At 74.9% G+C, this 10,773-nt stretch carries 7 protein-coding genes, 1 tRNA gene and 1 pseudogene; 6 read left to right on the forward strand and 3 right to left on the reverse strand.

Features of this window, described 5'->3' with window-relative positions:
• Positions 1–946 (reverse strand): glycosyltransferase 87 family protein (locus AC2CJA_RS18465; RefSeq protein WP_484603808.1); only part of this gene is annotated, 946 nt, incomplete at its 3' end.
• A gap of 252 nt (positions 947–1,198) precedes the next feature.
• On the opposite strand from AC2CJA_RS18465, the gene AC2CJA_RS18470 reads away from it, so the two are divergent.
• Positions 1,199–1,271: transfer RNA gene (locus AC2CJA_RS18470), tRNA-Ala, on the forward strand.
• Between the two features lie 277 nt (positions 1,272–1,548).
• Positions 1,549–4,437 carry a leucine--tRNA ligase gene (gene leuS / locus AC2CJA_RS18475; RefSeq protein WP_484603809.1) on the forward strand — a complete coding sequence of 963 codons (2,889 nt, stop codon included), beginning with the start codon at positions 1,549–1,551 and terminating at the stop codon, positions 4,435–4,437.
• Positions 4,438–4,517: 80 nt separating this feature from the next.
• On the opposite strand, the gene AC2CJA_RS18480 is transcribed toward leuS, so the two are convergent.
• Both AC2CJA_RS18480 and AC2CJA_RS18485 read right to left on the reverse strand, forming a co-directional pair.
• Positions 4,518–5,750 (reverse strand): (Fe-S)-binding protein, encoded by a 1,233-nt coding sequence (locus AC2CJA_RS18480; protein ID WP_484603810.1) that lies wholly within the window; start codon positions 5,748–5,750, stop codon positions 4,518–4,520.
• 43 nt (positions 5,751–5,793) lie between these two features.
• Positions 5,794–7,230 carry an FAD-binding oxidoreductase gene (locus AC2CJA_RS18485; protein ID WP_484603811.1) on the reverse strand — a complete coding sequence of 479 codons (1,437 nt, stop codon included), beginning with the start codon at positions 7,228–7,230 and terminating at the stop codon, positions 5,794–5,796.
• Positions 7,231–7,481: 251 nt separating this feature from the next.
• Here AC2CJA_RS18485 and AC2CJA_RS18490 point away from each other — a divergent pair, with 251 nt between their 5' ends.
• From AC2CJA_RS18490 to AC2CJA_RS18505, 4 genes and pseudogenes are all read left to right on the forward strand, one after another.
• Positions 7,482–8,231, forward strand: coding sequence for a hypothetical protein (locus tag AC2CJA_RS18490; protein ID WP_484603812.1), 750 nt, complete (start codon positions 7,482–7,484; stop codon positions 8,229–8,231).
• Positions 8,232–8,390: 159 nt separating this feature from the next.
• Positions 8,391–9,269: a DegV family protein gene (locus AC2CJA_RS18495; protein ID WP_484603813.1), complete on the forward strand. Its 879-nt coding sequence runs from the start codon at positions 8,391–8,393 to the stop codon at positions 9,267–9,269.
• 58 nt (positions 9,270–9,327) lie between these two features.
• Positions 9,328–10,584 carry a ComEA family DNA-binding protein gene (locus tag AC2CJA_RS18500; protein ID WP_484603814.1) on the forward strand — a complete coding sequence of 419 codons (1,257 nt, stop codon included), beginning with the start codon at positions 9,328–9,330 and terminating at the stop codon, positions 10,582–10,584.
• Positions 10,581–10,773: pseudogene (locus tag AC2CJA_RS18505) on the forward strand (hypothetical protein); the annotation flags it as partial. The gene AC2CJA_RS18500 and the pseudogene AC2CJA_RS18505, both read left to right, overlap by 4 nt.

Consider the following 10,773-nt stretch of genomic DNA (forward strand, 5'->3'; position numbering starts at 1 on the left):
GGCCGGCGAGGGCCGCGGCCACCGCGGCGGCGAGCCCCGCCAGGGCCGCCGCGACGGCGAGGAGCGTCCAGCCGGCGCCGGGTTCGGCCGTGTGCAGCAACCGCGCCAGGACGCCGCGCAGCGACTGGTTGGCGGTGTCCTCGACCCGGCCGACGCGCTCGGGCGAGAAGACCGCCTCGGTCCAGAAGTTCCGGGAGTCCCGCGGCAGCACCAGCACCGCCAGTACGACCGTTCCGGTGAACGCGCCCGAGGCGACGGCGGCCCGGCGCAGCCAGTGGTTCCACAGCCGTGCCGGGCCGCCGGCGAGCCGCCTCCGCCGCCAGGCCAGCGTCAGCCCGCACAGGGCCAGGAACACCGCGAACAGGGCGGGGGTCAGTTTGATCCCGGCGGCGACCCCGATGCCGGCACCGGCCCAGCGGTGGCCCGCGCGCCGGGACAGGTCCCACAGCACCAGCACCGCCAGCAGCAGGTTGATCTGGCCGTACCGCAGCGTCGTCCACACCGGCTCGCACCAGACGGCGACCGCCGACAGCGCCAGGGCGGCGGCCGGGCGCGGCAGGTTCAGCGGACGTCCGGTCAGCCGCAGCGACAGGTGGACCAGGGCGACCAGCAGGACGAGGTTCGCCCCGGTCGCCATCAGCCGCATGGTGGGTACGTCGACGAGGGTCAGGGGTATGAACAGCAGAGCGGCGAACGGCGGGTAGGTCATGGGCAGTTCGGCGTGCGTGGCACGCATCGCGTAGAGGTCGCCGCCGGTGCGGGCCGTCCAGCCCTCGGCACGGTAGACCATCAGGTCGATCATGGAGACGTCCGCCGCGTTCTGCGCCGTCAGGAAGGCGGTGAAGGAGACCAGGCAGCACACGGCCGCGAGCAGCGTGGACCGCTTCAGCAGGTACGCCCGAGCCACGGGGAACCGGCGGTCGGCGGTCAACTGCAGCGTACTCACGGGCGGCTCCGGGTCCTGGCTGTGACGGTCGTCGGGGCGGGCGGGGCGGGCGGGATCCTCCACGGCCGGCCGTGTGCGTGGACGTGCGCGCGGGCGCGGCCGGTTGCCCGGACGCGGCGGGGAAGCGCGTACGGGCGTGGAGGTTACGACAGTACCCGGGCGGCCGTGACCTACCCGTTATGGGATTTGGCGAAGGGAGCTCCGGGGCGTGTACAGTAGGCACCGCCGCCGCGGGGACGCGGCGGGCGACAAGGGGCTATAGCTCAGTTGGTAGAGCGCTTGCATGGCATGCAAGAGGTCAGGAGTTCAATTCTCCTTAGCTCCACAGTGGTGAGAGAACGGGCCGCCCGGACGGGCGGCCCGTTCCCGTCCGTCCGGGGTCCGGACGGACGCCGGGGCCGGAGCGGCCTTGCGGTACCCTGACGACATGCGTGCCGTACGCCTTCTGCTTAGCGGGCCGCGCTGAACCAGCGCCGACCCTCCGGTCCCGGTTCCGGTGAGGTCGGAACCAGCGCGGCATCCCCTCCTGTGTGAGGGGTCTTTTCGTTTACGGGCCGTGAGCCCTCCGCGGGCAGACGACGACCGATGGAGCTTAGAGGACGATGAGCGAGACCACCGCCGCCGCGGAGACCGCGGCCCCCCATCGCTACACGGCCGCGCTGGCCGCGGAGATCGAGGCGCGCTGGCAGGACTTCTGGGACGAGCGCGGCGTGTACGAGGCCCCCAATCCCGGCGGGGACCTGGCCGGCGATCCGGAGACCGTTGCCCGCCCCAAGCGCTTCATCATGGACATGTTCCCGTACCCCTCGGGCGCGGGCCTGCACGTCGGGCATCCGCTGGGCTACATCGCCACGGACGTCACCGCGCGCTATCTGCGCATGACCGGCCACAACGTGCTGCACACCCTGGGCTTCGACGCCTTCGGCCTGCCCGCCGAGCAGTACGCCGTGCAGACCGGCACCCACCCGCGGGTGTCCACCGAGGCCAACATCAGGAACATGAAGGCCCAACTGCGGCGGCTGGGCCTGGGCCACGACCAGCGCCGGTCCTTCGCCACGATCGACCCGGACTACTACAAGTGGACCCAGTGGATCTTCCTGCAGATCTTCAACTCCTGGTACGACGAGGAGGCCGACCGGGCCCGGCCGATCTCCGAACTGGTCGGGCAGTTCGAGGCCGGCGCCCGCCCCACCCCGGACGGCCGGGCCTGGAGCGAGCTGAGCGAGGCCGAGCGGGCCGACGTACTGGGCGGGTACCGCCTGGCGTACGCCTCCGACGCGCCGGTCAACTGGTGCCCCGGCCTGGGCACCGTCCTGGCCAACGAGGAGGTCACCGCCGAGGGCCGCTCCGAGCGCGGCAACTACCCCGTCTTCAAGGCCGAGCTGCGTCAGTGGAACATGCGCATCACCGCCTACGCCGAGCGGCTGCTGCGCGACCTGGACGCGCTGGACTGGCCCGAGGCGATCAAGCTGCAGCAGCGCAACTGGATCGGCCGCAGCGAGGGCGCCCGCATCGAGTTCCCGGTCGATGCCTCCGGCGGCGATGGCTCCGCTGAGCGGATCACCGTCTTCACCACCCGTCAGGACACGCTGTTCGGGGCCATGTACATGGTGCTGGCGCCCGAGCACGAGCTGGTGGACCGGATCGTCCCCGACGCCTGGCCCGAGGGCACCCGGAAGGTGTGGACGGGCGGCCACTCCACGCCGGCCGAGGCGGTCTCGGAGTACCGCAAGCGGGCGGCCGCCAAGTCGGACGTCGAGCGGCAGGCCGAGGCCAGGGAGAAGACCGGTGTCTTCACCGGCGCCTACGCCGTCAACCCGGCGGGCGGCGAGCGGATCCCCGTCTTCATCGCCGACTACGTGCTGATGGGCTACGGCACCGGCGCGATCATGGCCGTCCCCGCGCACGACAGCCGCGACTTCGCCTTCGCCCGGGCCTTCGAGCTGCCGATGCGCTGCGTGGTCGAGCCGACCGACGGCCGCGGCACCGACCCGGCGACCTGGGACGACGCCTTCTCCTCCCACGACGCCGCGATCATCAACTCCACCGGTGTGGAGGTGTCGCTGGACGGTCTGGGCGTGACCGAGGCCAAGGCCCGGGCGACCGAGTGGCTGACCGAGCGCGGCATCGGCGAGGGCACCGTCAACTACCGCCTGCGCGACTGGCTGTTCAGCCGCCAGCGCTACTGGGGCGAGCCGTTCCCGATCGTCTACGACGAGGACGGCGTGGCGCACGCGCTGCCCGAGTCGATGCTGCCGCTGCAACTGCCCGAGGTCGAGGACTACTCCCCGCGCACCTTCGACCCCGACGACGCCGACACCGAGCCCGAGACACCGCTGTCGCGGAACGAGGACTGGGTGAACGTCACCCTGGACCTGGGCGACGGGCGCGGCCCGCGCAGGTTCCGCCGCGAGACCAACACCATGCCCAACTGGGCGGGCTCCTGCTGGTACGAACTGCGCTACCTGGACCCGCACAACGACGAGAAGCTGGTCGACCCGGAGATCGAGCGCTACTGGATGGGCCCGCGCGAGGGGATGCCCACCGGCGGCGTGGACCTGTACGTCGGCGGCGCCGAACACGCCGTGCTGCACCTGCTGTACGCCCGCTTCTGGTCCAAGGTGCTGTACGACCTGGGGCACATCTCCTCGGCCGAGCCGTTCCACAAGCTCTTCAACCAGGGCATGATCCAGGCCTACGTCTACCGCGACTCCCGCGGCATCGCGGTGCCCGCCGCCGAGGTGACCGAGCGCGACGGCGCCTACTGGTACGACGGCGAGAGGGTCGACCGGGCGCTGGGCAAGATGGGCAAGTCCCTGAAGAACGCCGTCACCCCGGACGAGATCTGCGCCGAGTACGGCGCGGACACCCTGCGGCTGTACGAGATGGCGATGGGCCCGCTGGACGTCTCCCGCCCGTGGGACACCCGCGCGGTCGTCGGCCAGTACCGGCTGCTGCAGCGGCTGTGGCGCAACGTCGTCGACGAGGCGACGGGCGAGGTCTCGGTCGTCGACGCCGAGCCGGACGAGGAGACCCTGCGCGTGCTGCACAAGACGGTCGACGGGGTGCGGCAGGACATGGAGGGCCTGCGTTTCAACACCGCCATCGCGAAGATCACCGAGCTGAACAACCACCTCACCCGGCTGCGTGAGGTGCCGCGTGAGGTGGCCGAGCACCTGGTGCTGCTGATCGCGCCGCTGGCCCCGCACATCGCCGAGGAGCTGTGGCGCGGACTGGGCCACGGCACCAGCGTCGTCCACGAGGACCTCCCCGTGGCCGATCCGCGGTACGTGGTGGACGAGACCGTGACCTGCGTCGTGCAGGTGCGGGGCAAGGTCAGGGCCCGGCTGGAGGTCGCCCCGGACGTCTCCGAGGCCGATCTGGAGGCGCGGGCGCTGGCCGAGCCGGCGATCGCCGGCGCGCTGGGCGGAGCGGAAGTCCGCAAGGTGATCGTGCGGGCGCCGAAGCTGGTGAACATCGTTCCGGCCTGACCGTCCGGGCACGTACGCCGTGCGGCGGGGCCGCGGCTCACCGGCCGCGGCTCACCGGCCGCGGCCCCGCCGCCGCGCGTTCAGCCCTCCGTCGCTCCGGGGGCCGGTTCCCCTCCGGCCCCCGGCCGCGGTGCGGCCTCCGGCTCCGAACGCGCCGCCATGGCGAGCAGTTCGGCCAGATGCACGGCCCTCGTACGGGAACGCGTACGGCGCAGCCCCTGCCTCAGCTGGCGCAGGCAGCCGGGATTGACCGCCACCACGTAGTCCACGTCCAGCTTCCGCAGGGCCTCCAGCTTCGGGTCCAGCACGGCCCGGCTGTCGTCCGGCCGCAGCATCGCGTACGTGCCGGCGGCGCCGCAGCAGTCGCCCGCGCCGGGCAGCTCGACGTAGTCGGCCACCGCGGCGACGAGTTCGCGGGGCGGGCGGGTCACACCCAGACCGTTGCGCAGATGGCAGGAGTCCTGGAGGGCCACCCGCGCCCGGCGCCCGCCGACCGTGACCGGGCCCGAGGGCCGGTGGCCGGCGCCCTCCAGGTACTCGCTCAGCTCCCTGACGCGGTCGCGGCCCAGGTGGTGGGCGAGATGGGCGGCGCAGCCCCCGGAGGTGGTCAAGACGGTGCCGGGCAGCCGCTCGCCGAGCGCGCGGGCCATCTCCGCGCCGCCGGCCGAGTCGCCGTTGTGGGCGTGCAGCGCGCCGCAACAGCCCTGCCCCGCGGGGACGGTGACCTCCGGCCGCAGCTCGCGCACGGCGCGTGAGACGGACGGGTACAGCCCGCGCTCGGCGCAGCCCAGCATCAGCGAGACCTGCCGCTCCCGCCCTGCGCGCACGAGGCCGCGGCCGCGGGCGGCACGGCGGTCGCGGGCATGGCGCCGCACCAGCCCCTGCATCCGCAGCAGCCACGGCCGGGACACCGCGGCCATCAGCAGACGGGCGATCAGGGGCCGGGCGCGCCCCCGCCACTGGTGGTCGCGCCACTGCTCCAGCAGCCGCCCGTACTCCACGCCCGCCGGGCAGACCGGCTCGCAGGCCCGGCATCCCAGGCAGAACGACGACTCCTCGGCCAGGGTGGGATCGTCCGGGGCGAGGTCGCCGGACTCCAGCGCCCGCATCAGGGTGATACGGCCGCGCGGGGAGGAGGGCTCCTGGCGGGTGAGGGCGTAGGTGGGGCAGGCGGGCAGGCAGAACCCGCAGGAGATGCAGCGGTCGAGCAGCGCCTTGTCGAAGACGCCCAGACCCTCGCCCCGTCCGGCGGCGGGACCGGGAGAGGACGCCGGACCGGGGTGGCGAGCGGGACGGGGTGCGGAGTCGGTCATCGGTGTTCCTCCGTGGACGCCCCGCCGTCGGGCGGGGAGGGGGTCAGGATCCGAGCTTTCCCGGGTTGAGGATGCCCGCCGGGTCGAAGGCCCTCTTGATGCGGCGCAGCAGTGCGACCTGGTCGTCCCCGATCCGGTCGGCCAGGTAGGGCAGTTTGGCGGCACCCACGCCGTGCTCGCCGGTGATGGTGCCGTCCAGGGCGATGGCGGCCGCGAAGATCTCGGCGAACGCCCGGTGGGCGCGGTCGGCCCCCTCGCCGTCGTCGGGGTCGAGTACGCAGGTGGGGTGGAGGTTGCCGTCCCCGGCGTGTCCGAAGGTGGCGATCCGCAGGCCGTGGCGGTCGGCGATCCCGTCGATGCGGTCCACCATCTCGGCGAGCCTGTGGCGGGGCACGGTGGCGTCCTCCAGGATCGTCAGCGAACCCAGCCGGGAGAGCGCCGGCAGCGAGCAGCGGCGGGCGACGAGCAGGGCGTCGGCACGGGCGACGTCCTCGGCGAGGGTGACCTCCAGGGCTCCGGAGCCCTCGCACACCTCCCCGATGCGTGCGAGGCTGCCCGCCACGGTGCGCCTCGACCCGTCGTCGCCGAAGAGCAGCAGCGCCCCGGCGTCCCGCCGCAGGCCGAGCCCGGCGAACTCCTCGACGGCCGAGACGCACTTGCGGTCCAGGAACTCCAGCGTGGCCGGGACGATCCCGTCGGCGATGACGGCCGCGACCGCCCGGGAGGCGTCGGCGAGGGAGTCGAAGTAGGCGACCCCGGTACCGGTCTCCTCGGGAGCGGGCAGCAGGGCCACGGTGGCCTCGGTGATCACCGCGAGAGTGCCCTCCGAGCCGGTCAGCAGCCGGGTGAGGTCGTAGCCGGCCACGTCCTTCCACAGCCGGCCGCCGGTGCGGACGACCTCCCCGGTGGGCAGGACGGCCTCCAGGCCGAGCACGTGGTTGCGGGTGACGCCGTACTTCAGGCCGCGCAGGCCGCCGGCGCAGGTCGCCACGTTGCCGCCGACGGTGGAGACGGTGCGGCTGCCGGGGTCGGGGGCGTACAGCAGGCCCTCGCGCGCCGCCGCGTCCGCCAGCGCGGCGGTGGTCACCCCGGGCTGGACGCGGGCCAGCAGTTCGGCGGGGCTGACCTCCAGGATCCGGTCCAGCCGGGTGAGCACCATGACGATGCCGCCGCGCAGGGGCACGGTGGCGGCGCACAGGTTGGAGCCCGCGCCGCGCGGTACGACCGGTACGCCCCGCTCGGTGGCGTACCGCAGGATCGCGGCGACCTCCTCGGTGCTGCCGGGCAGCACCACGGCCTGCGGCCGGGCGTGGAACAGGGGGGTGGCGTCGCGGGCGTAGGCGGTCAGCGCTCCGTCGTCGGTCCTGACGTGGCCGCGTCCCACGATGGCGGCCAGGTCCCCGGCCAGATCGCCGGCCGGGCCCCCGGGCGGCTCTTCGGGCAGGCCGCCGGCGGGGTCCGTCTCCGTGTGCGTGTGCATGGTCGCACCACCGTCCAGTCCGACTACGGGCGTGGACCGACGGTAGACCAGCCGGCGGACGGCGGCGAGAAGGCGGGCGGGGAGGGGGACCGGACCGTTCCGGGAGACCGCCGGAACCCCTACGGGGCGGATGCGGGGGCATTTCGGGCCCAACGGAACCCGGCACCGGCCCCGCACGTTTACCCTGGGAGGACGACCGCCTCCTCCGGGCCCGGAGGAGGCGGCACACCGGCCGACGAGGGAGCGGAGCTGTGGAGTTCGTCATCGGTCTGCTGGCCTTCCTCTTCGTGCTCTTCGTCGTCCTCGGCGCGGTCGCCACGGTGAAGACCGTGCGCGCGGTCAGGCGAGGCGTGGAGCGGACGGAGCGGCAGGTGCGCCGCACCGTCGAGGAGACCACGCTCAAGGCCCGCAGCGCCCAGCCGGGCCCGGTGGGCGAACTGGCCCGGGTACGGCTGGAACTGCGCGGCTCCCTGGACAGCACGCGCCGGGCGCTGGAGACCGGAAGCCGGGACGACCCCTCGCTGGGCGAGGCGGCCGGTCTGCTCGACCGGCTCGACGAACACGCCCGCCAGCTCGACGGCGAGCTGCGGCTGCTGATGGAACGTGAGCCCGACCGCGGCCGGATCGCCGCCCGGCTCCCGGACGCGCGTGAACGCGCCGACCGCATCCGCGCCTCCGCCGACTCGCTGCGCTTCGCCGTGCAGGACCGGGCCCGGTACCACGACGAGGACGGACTGCACGCGCTGAGTGAGCAGATCGAGATCGAGGCGGGCGCACTGCGGCACTGGTCGGCTCCCGCCTCGGAGATCCCCGCCCCCGAAACCCCCGCCTCCCAGGCATCCGCCCCCGGAACTCCCGCTTCCGGCGCCCGGGATCCGCGGACACCGGGTATCGAAGGCCCGAAGAGCGCCCCGCACGGGCACACGGCGGACTCCGGCGCCGATTTCACCAGGGAACTCGGCCCGGAGTTCGGCAAGGATCGCCCGCAGAGCGCGTCATGAGCCCCGCACGGCCCACCCGGCTCGTCCACCCCGCCCGCCCGGGCCGCACCGCCGCGGAAGGCCGCTGAACGGTCCGCCGGGCAGTGGGCCGCGATGTCCGGGACCGCGGCGCACCGCTCGCTTCGCCCCGGCGGGGAGGAGCCCGGTAATCTCCGCCCCATGTCCCGCCATGTCGCGATCGTCACTGATTCCACGGCCTACCTGCCGCGGGCGGCGCTGGAACACCACCGCATCGCCTCGGTGCCGCTGACCGTGGTGCTGGGCGACCGGGCTCTGGAGGAGGGCACCGAGCTCTCCGCCCGCTCGCTGGCCGAGGCCCTGCGGAAACGGCGGTCCGTGACCACATCCCGCCCCGGCCCGCAGGTGTTCGCCGAGGCCTACCGCTCCATCGCGCGGGAGCCGGGGGTGGAGGGCATCGTCTCCCTCCACCTGTCGGCCGAGCTCTCCGGCACCTACGACGCGGCCGTGGCCGCCGCGCGCGAGGCGCCCGTACCGGTGCGGGTGGTGGACACCGGCATGGTGGCGATGGCGCTGGGCTTCTGCGCCCTGGCCGCGGCCGAGGCCGCCGAGGCGGGCGGCACGCTGGACGAGACGGTCGCCGCGGCCCGGCAGCGGGCCGAGGGAACCTCCGCGTTCTTCTACGTGGACACCCTGGAGTACCTGCGGCGCGGCGGACGCATCGGCGCGGCCCGGGCCCTGCTGGGCTCGGCCCTGGCGGTGAAACCGCTGCTGGAGCTGGAGGACGGCCGTATCGGCATGCTGGAGAAGGTCCGCACCGCCTCCCGTGCCATCGCCCGTCTGGAGGAGATCGTGGCGGAGCGGGCGGGCGGCGCCGGTGTGGACGTCGCCGTCCACCACCTGTCGGCCGCGGACCGCGCCGAGAAGCTCGCGCAGCGGCTGCGCACCCGGCTGCCGGGGCTTGGGGAACTGCACGTCAGCGAGGTGGGGGCGGTCATCGGCGCGCACACGGGGCCGGGGCTGCTGGGTGTGGTGGTGTCACTCCGGCAGGTGACGGAGTTGTCCACAACCGGCCGGTAGTCCACGGAGAGAAGCCGTGCCCGGACGGGACGGGCGCTCCCGCCTACCGTCGGGCGGCATGAGCACCCCACCACGCCCGCGGCCGCGCACCTCCGCCCCCCGGTCCTCCACCCGCCCGCCTCTGCGCCCCCTGGCGGCGGGCCCCGGCCGCCACCGAGTCCCCGGCGGGGGCACCCCGTACGCGGGGCGGCACGGGCGCCGGCGGGCGTCCCGGCGGACCGCCGAGGCGGCGCCCCTGAGGGCCCGCGCGGGAGCGCTGCTCGGGGAGCTCCCACCGGCCCCCGCCTCGGAGCCGGAGCCGGAGCCGGTGCCGGTACCGCACGATCCCGGCGCCGACGGACCGCACGCCACGCTGTCGCGGACGGAGGCCGTCACGGCCGCACGCGACGCGGTCCGGCAGGCGCGAGCCGCCCGTCTGGCGGCGGAGCGCTCGCGGGGGCGGACGGCGGAGCGGGCGCCGATGCCGCGTCAGACCGTCCCCCATCCCGCTTCCGTCCCCGGCTCCCGCGGCGTTCCCGGCCCGGGCGGTGCGCGCGCCCCCGAGACCGAGCCGGACACCGCCCCCGAGGGCGCGACCCGGCGCGCACGGCTGGCGGAGGCCGTACGGGACAGGCTACCGCTGTGGGTACGTACGCGGTGCGGGGTGGAGCCGCGCACGCTGGCCGCACTCGCCCTGGCCCTGGCCGTGGCCCTCGGCTTCGCCGTACACCACTTCTGGAACGGGCGTCCGCAGACGGTACAGGCGCCGCCGGTGGAGCCGGCCTCCCGCCCGCGTCCCGTGCCTTCCCCGGCCCCTCCCACGGCTCCCGTCTCCGCCCCGGCGCCCGCGGGGGCTCCGGGCCCGGCCTCCGGCGGGGGCGCCGGGGGAGGGGCGCTGCTGGTGGACGTGACGGGCGAGGTCCGCAGGCCCGGGGTACACCGGCTGCCGGCCGGAGCCAGGGTGGCCGACGCCCTGCGGGCCGCGGGTGGCATCCGGCCGGGCACCGACCTCCACGGAGTCAACCGCGCCCGGCCGCTGGCCGACGGTGAGCAGATCGTCGTCGGGGAGCCCCCCACGGCGCCCGCCGCCGGTCCGCCCGTCCCCGGTGCGCCCGCCGCGGCCGGGGGCGGACCGGCGACGGGCGGACCGGTCAGCCTCAACTCCGCCACGGCCGAGCAGCTCGACACGCTCCCCGGCATCGGGCCCGTGATGGCCCGGCGCATCATCGACCACCGCACCGAACGCGGCGGCTTCTCCTCCGTCGAGGAACTCCGTGAGGTCAGCGGAATCGGGGAACGCCGCTTCGCCGAGCTGAAGCCGCTGGTCGGGCCGTGACCGCGAGCACGCCGACCGCTACGGGGGGCCGCGCGGCGGCTCGTACGGAAGCCGGTGCGGAGGACCGGTCGGCGGTCCACGCCGCCACCGGTCACCGGCTGGGGGCGGCGGAGCCGCACCAGGAGGGGCCGGCCGACCTGCGGCTGGTGCCGCCCGCGCTGGCCGCCTGGGGCGCGGCGGCCCTGGCTC

Source organism: Streptomyces sp. ATLC9 (assembly GCF_057196705.1).

Excerpts from the sequence above, each read along its gene's own strand:
- AC2CJA_RS18495 (WP_484603813.1), top strand. The coding sequence starts at position 8,391 with ATGTCCCGCCATGTCGCGATCGTCACTGATTCCACGGCCTACCTGCCG.
- leuS (WP_484603809.1), top strand. The coding sequence starts at position 1,549 with ATGAGCGAGACCACCGCCGCCGCGGAGACCGCGGCCCCCCATCGCTAC.
- AC2CJA_RS18485 (WP_484603811.1), bottom strand. The coding sequence starts at position 7,230 with ATGCACACGCACACGGAGACGGACCCCGCCGGCGGCCTGCCCGAAGAG.
- AC2CJA_RS18480 (WP_484603810.1), bottom strand. The coding sequence starts at position 5,750 with ATGACCGACTCCGCACCCCGTCCCGCTCGCCACCCCGGTCCGGCGTCC.
- AC2CJA_RS18500 (WP_484603814.1), top strand. The coding sequence starts at position 9,328 with ATGAGCACCCCACCACGCCCGCGGCCGCGCACCTCCGCCCCCCGGTCC.